We start from the raw sequence: 19,360 nt of genomic DNA, 5'->3' as shown, positions 1-19,360 counted from the left end.
CCCCTACTCCTTTCCTTCTATAGCAATACACCATTTTTAAAAATCATAATTTCGCGGTAATTGCTGATTTCATTCTTTGTCTGCTTTTTACCTGAACAAATATCCAATACCAGCTCCCAAAGCTCATCTGCCGCCTCTCCCAGTGTCTTCCCTTCCAGTATCATACCTGCATTGAAATCAATCCAGTTTTGCTTACGGCTATAAAGCCGGTCATTGGATGCCACCTTTATGGTCGGAATTGCTGTTGCAAGCGGATTTCCTCTTCCTGTGGTGAACAACAGGATCTGTGCACCGGAAGCCAAAAGATTGGTGATTGATACACTGTCATTTCCAGGCCCGATCATCAGGTTGATTCCCGGTTTCTTACAGAACTGACCATATTGCAGCGTGTCTGTAACTCTCGCCTTACCTCCCTTTTGTATGCATCCTAGGGATTTCTCCTCTAGTGTGGTGATACCTCCCCTTTTATTTCCCGGTGACGGGTTTTCATAAATAGGTTGATTATAATCTATATAATACTGCTTAAAGCTATTAATAAGATCTACCACTTTTTGGAAAGTTTCATCAGAGTCCGCGCGATTCATGAGCAGCGATTCTGCACCAAACATTTCCGGAACTTCTGTCAGTATTCCGCTTCCCCCCAGTTCAACCACACGGTCTGCAATCCTGCCGCAGAGAGGATTGGCCGTAACTCCGGAAAACGCATCAGAACCTCCGCACTTAAATCCTATTTTCAGCTCACTTGCAGAAACTTCCGAGCGCTTATCATCTGCTGCCACCCGGGCAATTTCCTCAACCAGCCTTACACCCTCTAAAACCTCATCCCCTTCCACATCCTGAGTCACCATGGTCCTAATTCTCAGATGATCATAGTCTCCCAAAACCGGGAGAAAATGCTGCAAATCATTATTTTCGCACCCAAGGCTGACAAGCAGTACGCCGCCTGCATTGGGATGGTGAACGATACTGGATAAAATCTTCTGTGTTGTATCAAAATCATGACCCAACTGGGAACAGCCAGCATTATGCGGAAAAGCATAAACTCCGTCGCAGATTCCCTGCAGCTTTTCTCCTGCTGCCTTGGCAATTTTATTCACCGTTGTATTTACACAGGATACGGTAGGAATGATCCAGATCTCATTTCTGATGCCAACACTCCCATCGGCTCTCCGGTACCCATGAAAACTATTTCGGCACGCCTTTGGCTTCTCTGAGCGTTCTTCTAACGGTATGTAACGGTAATCCAGCAGCCCCTCCAGATTGGTGGACAGATTATGGCTGTGGATCCATTCCCCTTTCTGTGCTGGTTTGGTAATATGGCCAATGGACTCTCCATATTTAATCACCTCTTCATCCCAGGAAAAATCCTTTAAAGCGATTTTATGACCAAATAGAATGTCATCCTTCAGAATAAAGGCATCCCCGCCTATGATTACCTCGGTCCCTTTTTCATTGTCACATAGGGCAACAGCTACATTGTCCTGAGGATTAATCTGTATAAAATTGTCTCTCATGTGTTCTTCTCCATTTCTTTCTCCTTATAATATATATATAATATACATCTGATATATCAGCAAGTGCAACAAGAAACCTATGCTTAAGCATAGAACTCAAAGGCTTCTTTTTTTGCGTTTTGAATGTGCTCGCGTACCAAATTCTCTATGGCCTCTCCGTCACGTTTTTCATAAGCTTCAAGAATCTTTAAATGCTCCTCTATAGACTTATGATAAGATGTATTTCTCCTTGATGTCTGAATACGGATTCTCTGGTTGTGATCATTGATCACACCAAACAAATCCTGCAAAAATGGATTATTGCTGTATTGGATCATCATATCATGCAATTCTTTATCCAAGGCAATATAATATTCCCGATTGTCCCTGCTCTCACATTCATCCATTAACCGAAGGAATTCTTCCTTCAATCTTTGAACTTGTTTATCACTTACATGATGGTAGGCCAACTTTGCCAGATACGGTTCATTCAAAAGCCGGACCTCATAAACCGAATTAATCAGATCCAAAGTGATGTCGGATACAATGGTTGCCTTTCTCGAATAGATCCGTACAAATCCTTCCTTTGCCAGCTTCTGGATCGCCTCTCTGACAGGAGTTCTGCTGATATTCAGTTCTTTTTGGAACTCCTCCTCTGACAGATCAGATAATGGATAAAGTTCTAAATTAATTATTTTATTTTTAATGATATTGTATGCTTCATCTGCTTTACTGTTCATGTGATTTCTCCTGTGATATTTAACTAATATATAACATGCCTGAAATTTCTTTTCAAGTTATTTCGTTAATTTGATGCATTTTTAGTTATAATGTACATTTATTTTATAAATTTTTATTAAAACTGCTGTTTATGAAGTAATTGACTTTCTTTTTGCTTATGATAAAATACAATCATATACATCTGATATATCTGTTGTGTATCTATAAACAAGCAACTTCTATTACGCAGATTAGGAGAACCATTATGAATTCCTTTTTAATCACCATTGATGGCGGAACCACCAATACCCGGGCAGTTCTATGGAACCGGCAAGGCCAGGTGGTAACTACCGCAAAAGATGATATCGGTGTACGTAATACCGCCATTGACGGAAACAATGAACGGCTGAAACAAGGGGTGCGAAGCTTAATTCTAGCTTTATTGCAGGATGCCGGTATTACCATTACACAAATCCAGGCCATCTATGCTTCCGGCATGATTACTTCCAATGTAGGACTTGTGGAGATCCCTCACCTGATTGCCCCTGCTTCTATAGAAGATTTTGCTGCCGGTGTACAGGCGGTTTACATCCCGGACATCTGCCCTCTTCCCATTCACTTTATTCCGGGATTGAAGAATCTACCTGCTAAAATGATAACATTGGAAAACATTGAATCCATGGATATTATGAGGGGGGAAGAAACAGAAGCCCTGGCTTTGCTATCCCAAATTGACAACACAAACGGCTGCCTTCTGGTTTTACCCGGATCTCACACAAAGTTTGTGACCGTTGACCATCAGGGATATATGACTGGCTGTCTCACCAGCTTAGCCGGTGAAATGCTTTCTGTGTTAACAAAATACAGCATTGTAGCAGATGCAGTAAATGGTCAGTTTGTACAACAGTGCTGTGATCCGGAGTACTTAAAGGCAGGATTCCATGCTGCACAATCTACCAGCTGTGCCCGTGCTGCATTCCTTGTGCGGATTGCAAATCAGTTTTTAACAAAGAATCAGAATCAGTGTGCCAGCTACCTGCTGGGAGTTGTACTCCAAAATGATGTAGCATCCATTAAAACTAGCCACGCCCTTACCGTGAATCAGGATATGCATGTACTGATCGCCGGAAAAGACCCCCTTCGAACGGCTCTCAAAACACTGTTTCTGGAAGATGGTTACTTTTCAAATGTCAATACTTTTGCACCGATGCAAAATAAACCTATAGCAGGCCATGGGGCTCTGCTGGTAGCACAAAAAAGAAAGGATTTTTCATATGAGTACATTAAATGAGATTTACAGAGGTAAAATTATTGCAATCGTACGCGGAGTACCATGCACATACATATTAGATACTGCTCAAGCCCTCATAAACGGGGGAATCAAAATGATGGAGATTACTTTTGATCAATCCGGTGAAGACGGAATCAGGGAAACCGCTGATTCTATCCGCCTTCTGAACGAAAAACTTTCCAATGAGATCCTGCTTGGAGCCGGAACGGTAATGACACCTGATCAGGTTCAGCTCGCGTATGAATGCGGGGCAAAATACATTATCTCTCCGAATGTCGATACGGAGGTTATCCAGAAAACCAAAGAGCTTGGAATGGTATCCATCCCCGGTGCTTTCACTCCGTCAGAAGCAGTCACCGCCCATCAAGCCGGTGCTGATATTGTCAAACTATTTCCTGCCGGACTGCTAGGCACTGCTTATATAAAGGCAATCCGCAGCCCGCTTCCCCACATCCCCATATCTGCAGTAGGCGGCATTGACGAGAACAACATTGGGGAGTTTTTTAAGGCCGGCATATGCAGTGTGGGCATTGGCGGAAGCCTGGTGGACACCAAGGCGATACTGGCCGGAGATTTCAATATTATAACTGAAACAGCAAGGAAAATAACTAAGGCAGTGACATGGGAAATTGACTAATCGAATAGGGCAGAATACCCTGACAGCAACACACGGATTGCTTTCCGTATTTGCTGTCAGGGTATCCAAAAGCAAGTACTCTCATGAACGAACTTTTTATGATGCAATCACCGTTTACAGCCTGCATATCACATGAAGTTCCGTTCCCTTTTTCACCACGACCGGGATTCCTGCAACTACCTCAATCACCGTGTGGGAAATTTCCGCGATTCTCCGGTTGATCTCCCCTAGAACCTTCCTGTAAGTCATGGTCTCCTGGCCGTAACTGTCCCCATCGGAAAAAACCTCATTGGTCACGATGATAAAATGTTCGGCTTCTTCCTCTATTTTCCTGATCCCTGTCAGGATCTCTTCCACCACCAAAGCACCTCTCATGGGCGGTGCTTCCCCCTCTTCTCCCAGTCCGAAGAGCTCATTGGATACCAGATTGGACATGCATTCCAAAAGAACTGCCGATGGCTTTTTCCTGCTGATGTCCAGCTTAAGCCCGTTTAGATCCCGGTAACATTCTACGGTCTCAAACTGCTTTTTTGCCCTCATCTGCCTGTGGCGTTCAATCCTGCGTCTGCATTCCTCATCCCATGGTTTCATGGTGGCAATGTAAATCCGCCTCCCCTGTCCCAGGCTCATGACCAGACTTTCCGCATATTCTGATTTTCCGCTTCCGCTTCCGCCTATCACCAGAGTGATCATGATTCGCCTCCCATAGGCTTATATGCCTCGATCTGAATATCTTCAAAGGAACTCATTGACCCATAAACGTCTGCCGCCATAAGGAGAAGGGGGATTGCTGCCACAGCTCCGGTCCCCTCTCCCAGGCACATACCTGCCTGTATGAGGGGCTTAAGACCCAGTTCTTCAAGGAGCAGCCTGCCTGCAGGTTCCGCCGAAACATGAGAAGCCAGCATAAAGTTCCGGCAGCCAGGATACATGCGATCAGCCGAAAGTGCGGCAACAGCGGAAATAAATCCATCCACCAGCACCGGGATCCGGTAAATAGCACCGCCTAAAAACACGCCGGTAAGCCCTGCTAAATCAAATCCACCCACGCATGCAAGAATATCCACCACATCCTGGCATGCCGGGCTATATTGTACCACTGCCTCTTTTATCACTTCAAGCTTCCTTTTTAAGCCCTCGTCATTTAATCCTGCCCCTCTTCCGGTCAGCGCTTCCGGTGCTTTTTTAAGAAGCATGGAAGCGACCACGCTGCTGGTAGTGGTATTTCCGATGCCCATTTCTCCAGTGGCGATGAGCTGATAACCTTTTTCCGCTAACTCCCCCACCAGTTTGATGCCGGTTTCTATGGACCTGATTGCCTCCTCCCGCTTCATGGCAGGCTCTTTCCGGAAGTTCTTTGTTCCGTAAGCGATTTTCCTGCAAAGAAGTGGGTGGCGGGTGCCGGGAATCAAATCCCTGGCAACCCCGATATCCACAGGAAACACATCCACTCCTGCCCGGTCTGCCATGATGCAGACACTGCTGTTTCCATTTGTCATGTTCTCAGCCACAAGGGCGGTCACTTCCCTGCCGGTTTGTGTGACTCCTTCCTCCACGATCCCATTGTCTGCACATAGGATGACAAGGGCCCGTTTCTCCATATCCACCTTTGATGTTTCTATGATTCCTGCAATCTTTATAATGTCATCTTCCAGAACTCCTAAGCTGTTAAGCGGCTTTGCTACCTGCGACCACCGTTTACGGGCGATTTCCATGGTGGAAACGCTGGGAGGCCGGATCTGTGAAAGATATGTGCTTAATTCATTATTCATTGTTTGAAACCTTTCCTTGTCAAAGATTGTTCCATTGTTTCCTTTTCCCTGTCCTTTAATCCTTTGCAGGCCTCCACAAAGCGCTTTGGCAGTGCAGGATTGGAAGGATAATAAAAATGTGGAAAGCCAGCCAGTAAATTTCCTTCTCCATGAACGCAGCCCCAGCTTTTTCTCCCGCCTGGTTTCTTTGCTTCCATGCTGGCTCCGTTATTCGTGCTGTCCCAATAATGGAATTCATGCCCACGAATGGACTCACCCACTTTTAAAAATTGGGTATCTGCATTGGGAAATGCCTCAAAATAACCAAACCTTAACAATCGTTCTGTTGGGAATGCCTTTCCTTTTATAATACCGGCCATGGAATATGTTTTATGGTCCTTTGTTTCCAGCAGCTCATGGAGATACAAAAATCCCCCGCACTCAGCCACAATGGGAAGGCCGCGTTCTGATAGCTGCCTTATGTCCCGGAGCATGGATTCATTCTCCGAAAGTTCCGGACAATAAAGCTCCGGATATCCGCCGCCAAGCAAAAGACCGTTAATCTCCGGAGGCAGCTTCTTATCGTGGATCGGACTAAAAGGTATGAGTTTTGCCCCCATCTCTTTTAAGAGCCTTAAATTCTCCTGATAATAAAAGCAGAACGCCTCATCCAGTGCCATTCCTATAAGCACTTCTTCTCCTTGATCTGTCTGGGAAACCTGACTTTTTAATCCGCCTTTATGAGACGGCAGAGGTTTGGCCTCCTGGGCCAGCTTTATCAGTCCATTGATATCTATGGTGGTTTCTAACTTCATAGCCAGCTGATTAAGCTGATCTTTCAGACCCTTTTGTTCTCCTGGCAGAATCAGTCCTAAGTGGCGGCTGTCCAAAGCCCCTTCCTCACATTCCGGCAGATATCCGTAAACATGCACTCCCAGTTCTTCGATGGCCGGTTTCAGCCGTTCTGCCATGACAGAAGATGTCCGGTTTAAGATTACACCTTTTATGTTGCTGTTTTCCTTATATTCCAGGAAACCTTTCACCACTGCGGCCAGGGACAGGCTGGCTCCTTTGCAGTCTAAAACCAGGACTACCGGTGCATCCAGAGCGCATGCCACCTCATAGGAGCTTGCCTGGGTGGTGTCTCCTCCCACCCCGTCGTAATACCCCATAACTCCTTCAATGACGGAAATTCCGGCACCCCTTGCCTGGTCTAAAAACTGTTCTCTGACTTTCTCTTTATCCAGAAAATATGTATCCAGATTTCCACCGTCAATGCCAAGCACATATTTATGAAACATAGGATCAATATAATCCGGGCCGCATTTAAAGGACCTGCAGGACAGCTTCCTTAACAGAAACGCATTTAAAAGACCACAGGTCATCATGGTCTTTCCGCTGCCGCTTTTAGGGGCTGCAAGCATCAGCCTGGGATAGGAATTAATCAAGGCCGTTCCTCCCTTCCCCGCCAAAGGAAACCACATAAACCGGATTCTGTCCCATCATCAGATGATAGTCCCCCGCTTCTCTTCCTCTGGATATTGAAACCTGCACAATTTCTGCTGTGACGGAATGCCGTTTCAGCCAGGAAAGGATTTCTGCAAGGGACTCCAAAGCTATTGCGTTGATTACGATCCTGACCCCCGGATTCTTCTTTAAAACCAGGGAAAGCACTTTATCCATGGTGCCTGAGGTTCCTCCGATGAACACGTGGGTAGGGGGTTCAAGAGCTGTTAATGCCTCGGGAGCAGCCCCTTCAACGATTTCCAGTCTGCTTACTCCAAATCTTTCTTTATTAGCCTTTATAAGATCTATGGCTTCCGCTTTCTTTTCAATTGCATAAACCCGGCCCTCTGTGAGATACCTGGACGCTTCTATGGATACGGAGCCGGTTCCTGCCCCTATATCATACAGGACGGAATCCGGTTCCAGTTCCAGCTTTGATATGGAAACAGCCCTGACCTCACTTTTCGTCATGGGCACATCACCCCGGATAAACAGTTCATCTCTCATAAATTGCCTCCTAATGTATCAAGCGGATATGTCTGCATATCCAGTGATTCTTTCAATTTTACCTCTCTATTAATACAACAGACAGCATATCAAAATCCTGCTCTTTAATCTCCTCCGGGGTTCCAACGGTTATCCGCTCATCTGGATAGGAAAGTCTCTCCCCTACGGAAAGCCTGGCTTTATGATATCCTTGCTCTTTAAGAATATGACACAAGCTTTTCACCGTATTAATTCCATCTAACAGGACAAATACCCTGGGATTAAGGGTTAATTCCTTAATCACGTCACAGGTCCGGCCGTGAAGGCTCACAAGACGCACATCCTCCCAGTCCGTTTTCAGCCGGGAGCACAAGTAAGAAACCGATGATATTCCCGGAAAAACCACCGTATCATATCTTTGGCAATATGGTTCCTTGGCCAATGCCTCCGCCATCTTTTTGGTCCCGCTGTAAAAGCCTGTATCACCGGAATACAGGATTCCGATTCTGGTAAACTCCTCATGGGCATCTAGCCAAGGCAGGATATCCCTACTTGTATAAAAGGGCACTTTAACGGCACGGGAGATTGTAGAAGTAATACCGGAGAGCATCCGTTCTGCACCGAAGATCACATCGCATTGCTGCAATTCCTTCCATGCCTTTACGGTCATCTGATCCTCTCCGCCCATACCGGTTCCGATCAGAGATACTTTTTTCTTCTCAGTCCGGATCTGAAGCTCCGGCATTGCCTGAGCTAAAAGTTCCTTTGCTTCCCTGACAGTCATTCCATCTTCTTTTCCAGGGCGTCCGATGACAACTGCCGTTATTCCGCATTCCGCCGCTGCCTCCATCTTTTCCGGAAAGCCTCCCGCATGTCCGGCCTCTTTTGTCACAAGGCAGCTAATGTCATACTGTCTTATCATAGCCCGGTTCATCTCGGCTGTAAAAGGGCCTTGCATGGCAATCAAATGTTTCCCCTTAATCCCCATCTGTTCACAGGCAGAGATTACAGACAGTCCAGGAAGGACTCTGGCAAAAATCCGTTCTTCCCAGGAGTCCACTTTGGTAAAAGCGGAAAGCTCTTTGCTGCCTGTTGTGACAAGAATATTTCCAGGAATTTTCTGCAAGGCAAAAATTGCTTCCTCTAAGTCACTGACCCACAGGACCTTTCCTTCCCCTAGATCTCCCGGCTTTAGATTTTCGGAAGATTCCCTTACAATCCTTTTGCAGGCAGTACCTGTCTGATTGCAGGCGGAGCGTATATTTTCGCTTGCCAGAGTGGCATAGGGGTGAGTAGCATCGAGCACAAGAGTGATGCCGTTTTGCCTTATAAAACCTTCCATCTCATGGGCGGCCATGGGGTTCTCATGAATGTGGAGGTACTGACTTTCCATAAGTACGGACCTTCCATAACCGGTTGCCACACTTACCCATGCATTTATCTTCTTTTCATGGCAGTACTCCGCCAGAATCCGGCCCTCCGTGGTGCCTCCGAAAATCAAAACTCTACACATTTTTATATCCTCGTGGTGTTACCATCCTGCCATTGATCATTTTTGTCATGGAATTTCCGATATAAACGGTAGTAAACATATCTGTCTGGGTATCTCTTAGTTCTTCCAGAGTCATGACCGCCATTACTTCCTCTTCCCTGCCAATATTTTTTACAAGGCCACAGATGGTTGACTGATTTTTGTATTCCATTACGATTTCACAGGCACGTTTCAAATAATCGGCCCTCTTTTTACTGGACGGATTATAAAGACAGATGACCATGTCTGCCTGGGCGGAAGCCCTAAGCCTGTCTTCAATTAATTCCATGGGAGTGAGCAGATCACTTAAGCTGATTACCGCAAAATCATGGCCCAAAGGAGCGCCTAACACGGCACCTCCGCTTAAGGCCGCAGTTACTCCTGGTATGATCTGGATCTCAATGTCTTCTTCTGACCGGGCCATCTCAAGGATCAATCCGCTCATGCCGTAAACACCTGAATCTCCGCTGCACACCATGGCTGCGGTTTTTCCCTTTTTTGCTTCCTCTATTGCCAGCAGGCAACGCTCCTGTTCTTTGCGCATCGGCGTGGTAAGCATCTCCTTATCCGGAAAATGCTCCTTGATCAAATCTATGTATACAGTATACCCTACAATGACCTCACTCTCTTCCAGTGCCTTGATGGCCCTTATGGTCATATCCTCATAGGAACCTGGACCGATTCCTACCACGTAAAGTTTTCCTGATTTTGTCATATGTTACCTCCTAATGAGTCAAGCGAATCTAGTTGCACCTTCCAATCCCGGACAGCCACAGCTGCCGTCACCCCGTCTGCCGCCTGTTTTTTTACCAGCAGCTTCCCGCCTCCTAATTCCTTTACGCAGGTAAGAGCTGCCCGCTCGCATACATTATCAACTCCGGTGACTTTCTTAACAAAGGAAGAGGAAGAAAATTCCCCTTCTGTTTCCTCAAGCACTTTGGCCGGATACGTATAAAACGGGATTCCTTTAGAAGCAGCGAACCGGCAGATTCCCTCTTCTTCCTTCTTTAAATCGATGCTGGCACATGCAGTCAGCGCTTCCGGGGATAAGTTCCATTCCTTGAAAAACCGGTCAAGAACCTTTTCTATGGTTTTGGCAGGTACCCCTTTTCTGCATCCGACTCCAAGAACCAAAAGCCTTGGAACCAGCTTTAAGGATGCCTTAAGCGGCTCCTCTTTTGGATTCTCCTTTATGGTGATCCAAAGATTTGCATTGCAGGCCTCTCCCGGGATAAGTCCGGAAGGAAGCTTTCCTGAAACCGGAAAATCACAGTGAAATCCTACACTTTCTCCTTTAAGAATGGCGGAAGATATCATTTTTACCTTTTTTAATTCAGTAATGACCAGCCCCTGCTTTTTAGCAAATAAGTCTACCGCAAAGCTGCCATGAATGTCCGTGGCAGTGGTAATAACAGCCTGACCGCCTGCCATACCCGCCAGCTGTTCTGCCAGTTCATTGGCTCCTCCTAAATGTCCGGATAAAAGGGAGATGGAAAATCTTCCCATATCATCCATAACCACCACGGCCGGGTCTTCTGCCTTACTCTTTAAAAAGGGTGCAATAGCCCGGACTGCAATGCCGGTTGCACCAACAAACACGATGCCTTCCTTCTGCAAAAACTGCTCCTTTGTCCATTCCGACAGGGAAGTAGAAACAGGGATCATGAGATCCCCGTCAGGGCAGGACTTAATAAGCCCTTCCGACCCATAAGCTTCACAAGGCTGCCCTGCTTTTAATAATTCCTTTATAAGTTTTACACTAAGCCTGGCTCCTGCTTGCGTAAAGCAGATGATCGAGAGCTTCATCATTCTTCCCCCGTTCCCTTCCGGTATTCCGTACTAAAAACCGGATCATAAAGCTTAGAACGTTCGTAGCCGTTCTGAGCCACCACATTGCCCACAAGAATCAGGGCTGTCTTCTTTATATTTTCCCGTCTGGCACTAGCACCTAAACTTTCCACCGTACAGTTTATGGTCTTCTCGTCCTCCCAGGTTGCCTTATAGACAATCGCGGCAGGAGTATTCGGAAGATAACCGCCTTTTATCAACTCCTCCGACAGCTTATCCAGCATACCGGTACTTAAAAAGATGACCATAGTTGCGCCATGTGCCGCAAAGGAAGCGATGGATTCACGATCCGGCACCGGTGTCCTTCCTGCCATACGGGTAATGATCACACTTTGGGTTACTTGAGGAAGGGTATATTCCATTTTAAGGGCTGAAGCCGCACCGCAAAAAGAGCTGACACCCGGACATACGTCATAAGGAATCCCTCTTACCTCCAGTTCATCCATCTGCTCTCTGATTGCTCCATAAATACAGGGATCACCGGTATGGAGCCTTACCGTCATCTTTCCTTTAAGCTCCGCCTCCGCCATAACCGCAATCACTTCCTCAAGGGTCATTTTGGCACTGTCATAGACCTGACACTGGGCCTTTCTGTAATCCAAAAGGGCTGGGTTTACCAAAGAGCCTGCGTAAATGATCACATCCGCCCTCTCAAGCAACTCCTTGCCTCTCACTGTAATTAAGTCCGGCGCTCCCGGACCTGCTCCTACGATATGTACCATAATTACCTCACAATCATCAAAGAATAATAGCCGGCATCTTCCGGAATCTCATCCAGGGATCCATAGATCCGTTCATCCGGCATTCCGCAGTTTTCTACCATCATAGCGCTGGCTCCACAGTCTTTCAGTTCTCTTTTTACCGCTTCCATCTGTCTGCCGGCCTTCATAAGCACCTTTACACCAGGAAGCTTTAAGGCATCCCTCACCTGGTAAGAGGCCGGTATGATATGAAGCTCCTCTGCGCCTGATACAAGAGAGATTCCAAGCCTTGCCGCCGCGGCGCAAAAGGATGGAATTCCGCTTTCTAAGCGGGTATCATACCCTTCTGTCCATAGCCGTTCCATCAGATAGTTGAAGGTGGAATAAATGCTTACATCCCCAAGGGTAATAAATCCCACATCCACGCCCCTGTCTAAATACTCCATTACCGTCCTGGCTGCCTGATCATGGCTTTCCTTAAGTATATTTTTATCTTTTGTCATGGGCATGTGCAGATGAAGGCATTCCTTTTCTTCTATTTCCGGCACTGCCTGCCTGGCGATCTGATATGCCGTACACTGTTCTTTATTTTTATGGGGAATGGCAATGACCTTTAATTCCCTGATCCGTTTAACCGCCTTTAATGTCATAAGCTCCGGATCTCCCGGCCCTACGCCGATCCCGTACATGATTCCAGCCATCGTTTATTCCTCCTGTTCGTTCCGTCCTGGTGCTTCCCCGGAAAGCAACCCGATAAGTTCCTTTGCTCCCCGGCTCATTCCCAGTATACCGTACATCGTGGAAAATGTCACCACTTCCACCGTTCTCCCCCCGGACCAGAGAGACATGTATCTCTGGATCCTGTCCACAGCCTCTTCCATAACAGGCTCTAAAATCCCAAAGCTTTTCAGGATTCCCGCAGCCTCCTCCATGGTATTGGCTGCCATAATCTCATCTTTTAATCCGTCCCTGCCCTCTGAGAAAGGGGCAGTACAGTCCCACAATATTTCCATACGGCGGTCCCCATATTTGGAATGGGTATTGGGCACACCTCCTGCAGTCTTAATAAGCTTCCCAATATGTCCTGCAAACAGGATCTGGTGAAATCCCTCCTCGCCAGCCGATTGTAAAGCTTCCCCGATAAAATTGCTGCAGATCACCCCATTTTTTAGGTCAAGGCCAAGTGTTTCCTGTATAAACGCTTCTCCATAATTTCCCGGAACAAGGATCACCCGCTTCATTCCAGCCACTGCCTTCATATGTAATTCCAGCCGTATGGTAGCAATCAGCGCCTCTTCACTCATGGGCTTTACAATTCCTGTTGTTCCAAGTATGGAAAGCCCGCCTACAATTCCCAGCCTGGAATTAAAGGTTTTTTCCGCCAGTTTTTTTCCTTCCGGCATCCAGACGGTGATTGTTAAGGAACTATCAAAGCCCGCTTCCCTTCTGGCGTCCTCCACTCCTTGGAATATCATGTCACGGGGAACAGGATTAATGGCCGGCATGCCCACGGGACAGGATAGTCCCGGTTTTGTCACCCAACCGATCCCTTCTCCTGCAGTGAGAAAAAGAGGGGCTTTCCCATCCTCTCCTTCTCTGCGATAAATTCCTGCGGCCTCCCCCTCTTCTTTAACATCAGTATATGTAACGCTTGCAAACACCATGGCCTGATGCGTTACATCCGGGTCATCCCCTGCATCCTTTATTACAGCGCATACCGCCTTTTCCTGGCTTAAGACAACATGAAAAAGAGGAAGATCAGCCGACCTTCCTTTTGGCGTCATAAGTTTCATGTGCTGTAATTCACACCCGGTTAACAGCATGACCGCCGCTGCCTTGGAGGCAACAGCGGCACAGGTTCCAGTCGTGAATCCGCTTCTTAATTCCTGTTTTTCCATCGTCCTGCATCTTTCCTGCCCATTCTTTCCAGGCATCACGGAATATCCGAAACGTATCTCCTCTTTCCCGCCAATGCTTTCTGCGCAGAGCCTGTCCCGCTTTACCGGACGTAAAGGGATACCCGCAGGATATTTCCTCTTTGAGGTCCATTATAAAATATATTCCCTTACGGTGCAAGAAAATTCCTCAGTTTTCTTCTTCTGCCCATGCTTTACGGACATCAAGGGATACTCGCAGGGTATTTTTTATACTTCTTCACCCTTTAACAGAGCTTCGTTTTTCATTTCTCTTTTTCTTTTTGTAATCAGGCCTCCGATCCGGCCGCTTTCCTTTGCACTCAGACTGCGCCAGCCGCTCTCTATCACCTTATCACCAAGGCCAAGCTCTGTAGCAATTTCAAATTTAAGTATTTCCTCTGGCTTCATATTACGAGGATCAAATGGTTCGTTTTTCTTTCCCTTTGACATAGTTTCAAATCTCCTTTTCTTAAATCTAAAGAGAGTATGCCCCCTACCAGAAGAATTAAACGTAAATTTTTTCCAGTATTTTAAAAAAAGCAGGCCGTGGCGGAACTCTGGTCCGCAGCAGCCTGCTTTTTTCGTCTCCGGCTTTTACAAAGCCCTTTTATCTTCTGGGGATAATGATGGCCGCAATAAAATAGGCCACAATTCCTGTGCCTGTGCAGGCCAGCACTGCCCACAAAAGCCGGATGAGGGTAGAATCCACGTTAAAATATTCTGCAATTCCGCCGCATACCCCACAAAGCATTTTGTCTGTATCGGAACGGTATAGTTTCTTCTGATTATCTTCCATTTGTTTATCTCCTTTCTGCTTTTTGACCTATAAATACTATAATTATATTATAATTCATTCATAAAATCCACCTGGATCGCTCCAGTCGTGCATTCTAAATCCATATCTTTTCCAGCCCCGTTATCCGTCTGTTTCTTTCCCTTTAGGGCCGCATTTCCTTCATCACCGATCTTTATGGCTCCCATCTTGCACTGGATATCGTAATTGTAATCTTCCTTTTTCCCGGCAAGTTCAAGCCTTATGGCACCGACCTGGCATTCTGCCTCAATGTCTCCGGTCGTTCTTCCGGAAAAATCTACAGCGCCTGCACTGCTTTTCACATGAAGATTTCCCACGCTGCCGCCATTGATTTTTATGGCGCCGGCCTTTGTTTCAATTGTCAGTTCATCTGCAGAAAGAGCCTGAGACATCATAGCCGGGCCGGAATCCTCATTTCCTGAAAAACGGCTTGAATGTACTGATTGCAAGTCAACTTCAGAAAATCGGTAATTCTTTGGCACCTGGACCGTAAAAAGCAGCTCCGGGCCATCCTTTCTTTTCCAGCCATCATATTCCTGAAGCTCCAAATCGCCATTTTCTGCGTACAGAGTATAACAGGATTGGTCCCTGTTGCAGAAAATCTTAACCTCATTACCCTGGGGATCTTCCACAAAAACCACGTTTCCTGTACGTATTACTATATCCATTTTTTTAACTTTCGAAGAAGAAAATATTTCCTGCCCTTTTTCTCCTATATTAAAAACCTCTGGAATAGTAAGATCAAAATTCTCAAAATTTACCTCATCCCAGAAACCATCCAGGGTGACGCCTGAAATTTCCCTTCTCCACTCAAGAGCTCTTTGCGGTACGATTTCCCGTAGATTTCCTCCCAACACAGCCGCTACGGCTGAAATTCCCCCGCCAATCAGGGCGCAGACACTTCCTGCAATTAAACATATCTTTATAAATCTTTTCATAAGCGGCTTCTCCTTCCATGAAATAACCTGCTAAGGACGTTCACAAAGCTTCTGAAAAGAAATGGAAGAAAGGTCCCATAAAATGCACCGCAGAGAGCCAGGGCGATCATTCCTATACCAAGAAACAGGATTCCCAACCCTAAAAGCAGGGCTCCGCTTAAGGGATGAATCACCATGGAGACAACACTGCCCAAAACCATACCGACCCCGGCCGCCAAAAGGGCAAAGGTCAGCGCACCGACTCCAATAACCGCTGCCACAAGGCATCCCAAAACACCTCCTAACAAGCCTACAATACCTCCTCCGATTCCCATAAGGATAGGCGAAGCCGCAATAATTAAAATGATCCATAAAACAGTTTTCACGGTACGATTTCCATCCATGCCTCTTCTTCGCCTGTTATGTTTTTTCTCCTGATCTTCGTAACTGTATTGAGGTTCTTCGGATACCTCCGGAAGATCATATCGCTTTGCCATCTGGTAATTTGGATCTTTAAACCGTTCATCCCGATAGCCAGTCTCCGTAAATTCTCCACCGTCATCCAAATTCCCGGAAATATCCGAGCGGATAATCGCTGCGATCCGCTCAGGGCTTACAAACTCACCGATTACCTTTTCCTCATTTTCCGGCCCCGCTTCTTCCAGATAATCCCTGTAATATTCGATGGCATCCGCCTTTTCATCATCTGGAATATCCGACAGCAGATATTCCAGCTCTCTCATAAACTCATCCCTGCTCATATATGTGCCTCCTCAAAAATCCGGGATATTTTCTGGGAGTAGCCTACCCACTCACCTTTATAGAGATTCAATTGAACCCTTCCTTTTTCCGTAATCTTATAATATCTTCGGTTTCTTCCGTCAAATGCCAGATCATAAACCTCCAGACACTCTTCCTTCTGCAATCTTCGGAGTACCGGATAAAGGGTTGATTCTGAAATCTCAATGACATTCCTCACATCCTGTGTGATTTTATAACCATAGGTACCCTCCTGATCCCTCGACACTATTGCAAGGACAATGGCGTCCAATAATGCTGCTCCTGTGTTAAAAACCATGTGCCCACTCCTATCCTAATTTTTGCCACTATCTTGTTTCATCCTTTGGCGCCTGGGGTATGATAACCGCAGCGATGATGTAAAGTACCAGGCTTCCTCCCACCAGAGAAAATCCCATGAACGAACGGAACAAATGGCGCCATGACTGAAGAAACATCAGAAGAACCCATATCAACCTGATCATAACAGGATCTACCTGAAAATATTCTCCAATACCACCGCATACACCGCAAAGGACTCTGTTCTTTACAGACCGGTACAAACGTTTTGGTTCCACGATTGCCCACCTTCCTTTCTTCTATTTGAACTGATATATAATATTATTTTTTTATCTATATTATACGTCGTATAATAATATTATATGCCATATAATATTACTTGTCAACACCTATTGAAATTTTTATTCTACTCCCATAAGAAATAAAAAAACAGATGCTTCAAGTTATTTCCATTGAAAGCATCCGTTAAAATTCATTCATCACCGTATCTGGGCGATCCGGTTTACTACATCAATATATTTGCTGCAGAACATTTGATAAACCGTCATGACGGCCGCCCGAAAGCGCACCTGTTCCGTGGGGCTTAGTTCCGTGACGATACAGCCGGCCTTAATCAGCTGTTCCCTGACCTTCTGTTCACGAATCTCCCATAGCTGTCTTTCATACCTGGCGGACTCTTCTGCGCAGGCCGTAATGATCTCCCTGTCCGAATCACTCAGCTTTTCCCATGTGGCCTGGGAGGCAAGCTGCATCTCGGGAATCCGGGTGTGTGCATCCAGAGTGATGTATTTTGCCACTTCATAATGACCCATGGATTCATAGGATGGCCAGTTGTTTTCCGCACCATCGATGCTGCTGGTCTCCAGAGCTGCATATACTTCGGAATAAGCCATTGGCACCGCCCTGGCTCCAAGCGCCTCCACCATTGCCGACATCATATCAGAATTGGCAACGCGAATGCGCATTTTTTTCAAATCCTCTACGCATTTTATGGGATGGGAAGAATTGTAAAAATGCCTGGCACCTGCATCATACCAGGAAAGGGCTACCAAACCGCTTTCCCCCAGTTCATCCTTAAATTCCTCTCCGATCTCTCCGTCAAGAACCTTCCACATATGTTTTTCATCTCTATATAAATAAGGAAGCTGAAGGACATTAAACTTCGGTTTTATTTCGGCTAATATCATGACCGAAGCCCGGGCAAAATCAATGCCGCCGTATTGAAGCTGTTCCACCACTTCATTTTCACTCCCCATTTCACCGCCGGCAAACACATTGATCTTGATCCTTCCGGACGTTTTTTCCTGCACCAGCTCCGCAAATTTCCTTGCTCCCTGTACTGTTGGATAATCCTCCGGCTGGTTATCCGCATAAGAAAACACATATTCCGGCGCTTCCTTCCGTCCCCTTAGAAAAAAGCCTTTCCCCAGATTTCCTGATTTCAGGAGAATGAAAAAAATGCATGCTGCAGCCATTGCAAAAAAAATCAAAGCCGCCCATTTGGCAATCCGTTTGTCCATTCCTTTACCCCCAAAACGCCTCCCCTGGGCACAGAGGAAGCGTTTGATATTTATATTATTTTTTGATTATGGATTGATGATACTCTGCACCTCAGGATCATCCACATTATCATTAGTTACCAGGATTACACCTGTATCGATTGTCTTTTCTCTTACAGTGTTTCCATCGGACATCTCAAGAGCAGTTTTTACGCCGTCATATCCCATATAATACTGGCGCTGTACCACGGAAGAAACATCATATTCGCCGCTGCGAATCATAGTTTCAATTTCTGCTGAGAAATCAAATCCTACCATGGAAATGTCGGTGCGTCCAGTTTCAGTAAGACCAGTTACAAATCCTACGGTAGATCCGTTGTTAGGACCAAACACTGCCTTTAAGTTTGGATATGTGGTGATAAAGTCCTGACAGAAACCTACTGCCTTGCTGATATCTCCATCGTTTACCTTAATATCGTTGTTTAATACCTGCCATTTTTCAGGAGCATTTTCCTGCCAGTACTCATTAAAGCCCTTTACGCGGTCATTGATGGTCTGAGATCCGGTAGAACCTACCTGAATGGCGATCTGAGCATCTTCTGTTTCAGAAACTCCCTTGTCTTTCAGTCTGCGGAGCATTTCCTCAGCAGCAACCTTTCCTGCTTCCACGTTGTTGGTTAAAAGAGCTGCGCTGTAGTTCTCGCTCTTGATTACTGTATCTACCAGAACAACCGGTATACCTGAATTATACGCTTCTGTTATCGGTGCGTCAAGAGATACACTGTCTAAAGGTGCAATAACGATTCCATCTGCTTGTGCGGATACTGCATTCTGCAGCAGGGTAAGCTGGCCTTCGATATCTGACTCCAGAGCGGTTCCTACTACGACTACGTTACAGCCCAGTTCCTTGCCAGCCTGTTCTGCTCCAGCCTGAAGCACGCTCCAGTACTGATTTCCCAGAACCTTTACAATTACGTAAATGGTTTTCTCTTTTGCTGTATCACCCTTAGCTGAGTCTTTTGACTCTGCCTTATCGGTGTCCGCCCCTTTGCTGGATTCTGCCGCTGCGGTGGTTGCAGGCGTGCTGCTTGACTGGCTTCCACAGCCGGTCAGACCGGCAACTGCCATAGCCGCTGCCAACAAAACTGCCGTTACTTTTCTCATTCTTCTTTT

The 19,360-nt window shown here is 46.2% G+C and carries 22 protein-coding genes; 2 read left to right on the top strand and 20 right to left on the bottom strand.

The annotated features are described in order from the left end of the window. Positions 1 to 17: 17 nt before the first annotated feature. Positions 18 to 1,514 carry a UxaA family hydrolase gene (locus ACHZES_RS00270; RefSeq protein WP_395547362.1) on the bottom strand — a complete coding sequence of 499 codons (1,497 nt, stop codon included), beginning with the start codon at positions 1,512 to 1,514 and terminating at the stop codon, positions 18 to 20. A gap of 83 nt (positions 1,515 to 1,597) precedes the next feature. Next, positions 1,598 to 2,233, bottom strand: coding sequence for a GntR family transcriptional regulator (locus ACHZES_RS00265; protein WP_395547363.1), 636 nt, complete (start codon positions 2,231 to 2,233; stop codon positions 1,598 to 1,600). 245 nt (positions 2,234 to 2,478) lie between these two features. Here ACHZES_RS00265 and ACHZES_RS00260 point away from each other — a divergent pair, with 245 nt between their 5' ends. Beyond that, complete coding sequence (locus tag ACHZES_RS00260) at positions 2,479 to 3,504, top strand: 2-dehydro-3-deoxygalactonokinase (RefSeq protein ID WP_395547364.1); 1,026 nt, start codon at positions 2,479 to 2,481, stop codon at positions 3,502 to 3,504. Further along, positions 3,488 to 4,141: a bifunctional 4-hydroxy-2-oxoglutarate aldolase/2-dehydro-3-deoxy-phosphogluconate aldolase gene (locus tag ACHZES_RS00255; RefSeq protein WP_395547365.1), complete on the top strand. Its 654-nt coding sequence runs from the start codon at positions 3,488 to 3,490 to the stop codon at positions 4,139 to 4,141. Before ACHZES_RS00260 ends, ACHZES_RS00255 begins: the two co-directional genes overlap by 17 nt. Before the next feature lie 114 nt (positions 4,142 to 4,255). Here the strand turns inward: ACHZES_RS00255 and ACHZES_RS00250 are convergent, their stop codons facing one another. The 18 genes from ACHZES_RS00250 to ACHZES_RS00165 all read right to left on the bottom strand — a co-directional run bounded on the left by ACHZES_RS00250 (position 4,256) and on the right by ACHZES_RS00165 (position 19,351). Next, positions 4,256 to 4,834 carry a bifunctional adenosylcobinamide kinase/adenosylcobinamide-phosphate guanylyltransferase gene (locus ACHZES_RS00250; RefSeq protein ID WP_395547366.1) on the bottom strand — a complete coding sequence of 193 codons (579 nt, stop codon included), beginning with the start codon at positions 4,832 to 4,834 and terminating at the stop codon, positions 4,256 to 4,258. After that, positions 4,831 to 5,913: a nicotinate-nucleotide--dimethylbenzimidazole phosphoribosyltransferase gene (gene cobT / locus ACHZES_RS00245; RefSeq protein WP_395547367.1), complete on the bottom strand. Its 1,083-nt coding sequence runs from the start codon at positions 5,911 to 5,913 to the stop codon at positions 4,831 to 4,833. Before cobT ends, ACHZES_RS00250 begins: the two co-directional genes overlap by 4 nt. Next, complete coding sequence (locus ACHZES_RS00240) at positions 5,910 to 7,340, bottom strand: cobyrinate a,c-diamide synthase (protein WP_395547368.1); 1,431 nt, start codon at positions 7,338 to 7,340, stop codon at positions 5,910 to 5,912. Before ACHZES_RS00240 ends, cobT begins: the two co-directional genes overlap by 4 nt. Continuing rightward, positions 7,333 to 7,905 (bottom strand): precorrin-6Y C5,15-methyltransferase (decarboxylating) subunit CbiT, encoded by a 573-nt coding sequence (cbiT, locus tag ACHZES_RS00235; RefSeq protein ID WP_395547369.1) that lies wholly within the window; start codon positions 7,903 to 7,905, stop codon positions 7,333 to 7,335. The genes ACHZES_RS00240 and cbiT overlap by 8 nt, the downstream gene beginning before the upstream one ends. A gap of 58 nt (positions 7,906 to 7,963) precedes the next feature. Then, positions 7,964 to 9,397 carry a precorrin-6A reductase gene (cobK, locus tag ACHZES_RS00230; protein ID WP_395547370.1) on the bottom strand — a complete coding sequence of 478 codons (1,434 nt, stop codon included), beginning with the start codon at positions 9,395 to 9,397 and terminating at the stop codon, positions 7,964 to 7,966. After that, entirely contained in the window at positions 9,390 to 10,130 is a 741-nt protein-coding gene (cobJ, locus tag ACHZES_RS00225; RefSeq protein WP_395547371.1) for a precorrin-3B C(17)-methyltransferase, read from the bottom strand. The genes cobK and cobJ overlap by 8 nt, the downstream gene beginning before the upstream one ends. After that, positions 10,127 to 11,224, bottom strand: a complete 1,098-nt coding sequence (locus tag ACHZES_RS00220) for a cobalt-precorrin 5A hydrolase (protein WP_395547372.1) — start codon at positions 11,222 to 11,224, stop codon at positions 10,127 to 10,129. Before ACHZES_RS00220 ends, cobJ begins: the two co-directional genes overlap by 4 nt. Continuing rightward, positions 11,221 to 11,985: a precorrin-4 C(11)-methyltransferase gene (gene cobM, locus ACHZES_RS00215; RefSeq protein WP_395547373.1), complete on the bottom strand. Its 765-nt coding sequence runs from the start codon at positions 11,983 to 11,985 to the stop codon at positions 11,221 to 11,223. The genes ACHZES_RS00220 and cobM overlap by 4 nt, the downstream gene beginning before the upstream one ends. 2 nt (positions 11,986 to 11,987) lie before the next feature. Beyond that, on the bottom strand, positions 11,988 to 12,665 hold the full coding sequence (gene cobI, locus ACHZES_RS00210; RefSeq protein ID WP_395547374.1) for a precorrin-2 C(20)-methyltransferase: 678 nt from the start codon (positions 12,663 to 12,665) through the stop codon (positions 11,988 to 11,990). 3 nt (positions 12,666 to 12,668) lie between these two features. Next, positions 12,669 to 13,862, bottom strand: coding sequence for a cobalt-precorrin-5B (C(1))-methyltransferase CbiD (cbiD, locus tag ACHZES_RS00205; protein ID WP_395547375.1), 1,194 nt, complete (start codon positions 13,860 to 13,862; stop codon positions 12,669 to 12,671). Positions 13,863 to 14,108: 246 nt separating this feature from the next. After that, the gene (locus tag ACHZES_RS00200) at positions 14,109 to 14,330 is read right to left on the bottom strand and encodes a small, acid-soluble spore protein, alpha/beta type (protein ID WP_025233584.1); all 222 of its coding nucleotides are present in this window, start codon (positions 14,328 to 14,330) and stop codon (positions 14,109 to 14,111) included. A 157-nt stretch (positions 14,331 to 14,487) separates the two neighbouring features. Continuing rightward, complete coding sequence (locus tag ACHZES_RS00195; RefSeq protein WP_025233585.1) at positions 14,488 to 14,676, bottom strand: PspC domain-containing protein; 189 nt, start codon at positions 14,674 to 14,676, stop codon at positions 14,488 to 14,490. Between the two features lie 47 nt (positions 14,677 to 14,723). Continuing rightward, positions 14,724 to 15,632, bottom strand: coding sequence for a DUF4097 family beta strand repeat-containing protein (locus tag ACHZES_RS00190; protein ID WP_154520900.1), 909 nt, complete (start codon positions 15,630 to 15,632; stop codon positions 14,724 to 14,726). Further along, positions 15,629 to 16,372: a DUF1700 domain-containing protein gene (locus ACHZES_RS00185; protein WP_395547376.1), complete on the bottom strand. Its 744-nt coding sequence runs from the start codon at positions 16,370 to 16,372 to the stop codon at positions 15,629 to 15,631. The genes ACHZES_RS00190 and ACHZES_RS00185 overlap by 4 nt, the downstream gene beginning before the upstream one ends. Next, positions 16,369 to 16,689 carry a PadR family transcriptional regulator gene (locus ACHZES_RS00180; protein ID WP_025233588.1) on the bottom strand — a complete coding sequence of 107 codons (321 nt, stop codon included), beginning with the start codon at positions 16,687 to 16,689 and terminating at the stop codon, positions 16,369 to 16,371. Before ACHZES_RS00180 ends, ACHZES_RS00185 begins: the two co-directional genes overlap by 4 nt. A gap of 28 nt (positions 16,690 to 16,717) precedes the next feature. Continuing rightward, positions 16,718 to 16,966 (bottom strand): PspC domain-containing protein, encoded by a 249-nt coding sequence (locus ACHZES_RS00175; RefSeq protein WP_038280661.1) that lies wholly within the window; start codon positions 16,964 to 16,966, stop codon positions 16,718 to 16,720. A gap of 201 nt (positions 16,967 to 17,167) precedes the next feature. Then, on the bottom strand, positions 17,168 to 18,208 hold the full coding sequence (locus ACHZES_RS00170) for a TRAP transporter substrate-binding protein (RefSeq protein WP_154520902.1): 1,041 nt from the start codon (positions 18,206 to 18,208) through the stop codon (positions 17,168 to 17,170). A gap of 66 nt (positions 18,209 to 18,274) precedes the next feature. Further along, entirely contained in the window at positions 18,275 to 19,351 is a 1,077-nt protein-coding gene (locus tag ACHZES_RS00165; RefSeq protein WP_038280659.1) for an ABC transporter substrate-binding protein, read from the bottom strand. Positions 19,352 to 19,360 lie beyond the last annotated feature (9 nt).

The organism is Lacrimispora sanguinis (assembly GCF_044987295.1).
In the GTDB taxonomy this organism is placed as follows: domain Bacteria; phylum Bacillota; class Clostridia; order Lachnospirales; family Lachnospiraceae; genus Lacrimispora; species Lacrimispora celerecrescens_B.
The sequence above is the reverse complement of the archived record's forward strand: the minus strand, read 5'-3'. Positions and strand labels throughout refer to the sequence as shown.

Coding starts and splice junctions, on each gene's coding strand:
- ACHZES_RS00270 (WP_395547362.1), bottom strand. CDS start 1,514: ATGAGAGACAATTTTATACAGATTAATCCTCAGGACAATGTAGCTGTT.
- ACHZES_RS00265 (WP_395547363.1), bottom strand. CDS start 2,233: ATGAACAGTAAAGCAGATGAAGCATACAATATCATTAAAAATAAAATA.
- ACHZES_RS00260 (WP_395547364.1), top strand. CDS start 2,479: ATGAATTCCTTTTTAATCACCATTGATGGCGGAACCACCAATACCCGG.
- ACHZES_RS00255 (WP_395547365.1), top strand. CDS start 3,488: ATGAGTACATTAAATGAGATTTACAGAGGTAAAATTATTGCAATCGTA.
- ACHZES_RS00250 (WP_395547366.1), bottom strand. CDS start 4,834: ATGATCACTCTGGTGATAGGCGGAAGCGGAAGCGGAAAATCAGAATAT.
- cobT (WP_395547367.1), bottom strand. CDS start 5,913: ATGAATAATGAATTAAGCACATATCTTTCACAGATCCGGCCTCCCAGC.
- cbiT (WP_395547369.1), bottom strand. CDS start 7,905: ATGAGAGATGAACTGTTTATCCGGGGTGATGTGCCCATGACGAAAAGT.
- cobK (WP_395547370.1), bottom strand. CDS start 9,397: ATGTGTAGAGTTTTGATTTTCGGAGGCACCACGGAGGGCCGGATTCTG.
- cobJ (WP_395547371.1), bottom strand. CDS start 10,130: ATGACAAAATCAGGAAAACTTTACGTGGTAGGAATCGGTCCAGGTTCC.
- ACHZES_RS00220 (WP_395547372.1), bottom strand. CDS start 11,224: ATGATGAAGCTCTCGATCATCTGCTTTACGCAAGCAGGAGCCAGGCTT.
- cobM (WP_395547373.1), bottom strand. CDS start 11,985: ATGGTACATATCGTAGGAGCAGGTCCGGGAGCGCCGGACTTAATTACA.
- cobI (WP_395547374.1), bottom strand. CDS start 12,665: ATGGCTGGAATCATGTACGGGATCGGCGTAGGGCCGGGAGATCCGGAG.
- cbiD (WP_395547375.1), bottom strand. CDS start 13,862: ATGGAAAAACAGGAATTAAGAAGCGGATTCACGACTGGAACCTGTGCC.
- ACHZES_RS00200 (WP_025233584.1), bottom strand. CDS start 14,330: ATGTCAAAGGGAAAGAAAAACGAACCATTTGATCCTCGTAATATGAAG.
- ACHZES_RS00195 (WP_025233585.1), bottom strand. CDS start 14,676: ATGGAAGATAATCAGAAGAAACTATACCGTTCCGATACAGACAAAATG.
- ACHZES_RS00190 (WP_154520900.1), bottom strand. CDS start 15,632: ATGAAAAGATTTATAAAGATATGTTTAATTGCAGGAAGTGTCTGCGCC.
- ACHZES_RS00185 (WP_395547376.1), bottom strand. CDS start 16,372: ATGAGCAGGGATGAGTTTATGAGAGAGCTGGAATATCTGCTGTCGGAT.
- ACHZES_RS00180 (WP_025233588.1), bottom strand. CDS start 16,689: ATGGTTTTTAACACAGGAGCAGCATTATTGGACGCCATTGTCCTTGCA.
- ACHZES_RS00170 (WP_154520902.1), bottom strand. CDS start 18,208: ATGGACAAACGGATTGCCAAATGGGCGGCTTTGATTTTTTTTGCAATG.
- ACHZES_RS00165 (WP_038280659.1), bottom strand. CDS start 19,351: ATGAGAAAAGTAACGGCAGTTTTGTTGGCAGCGGCTATGGCAGTTGCC.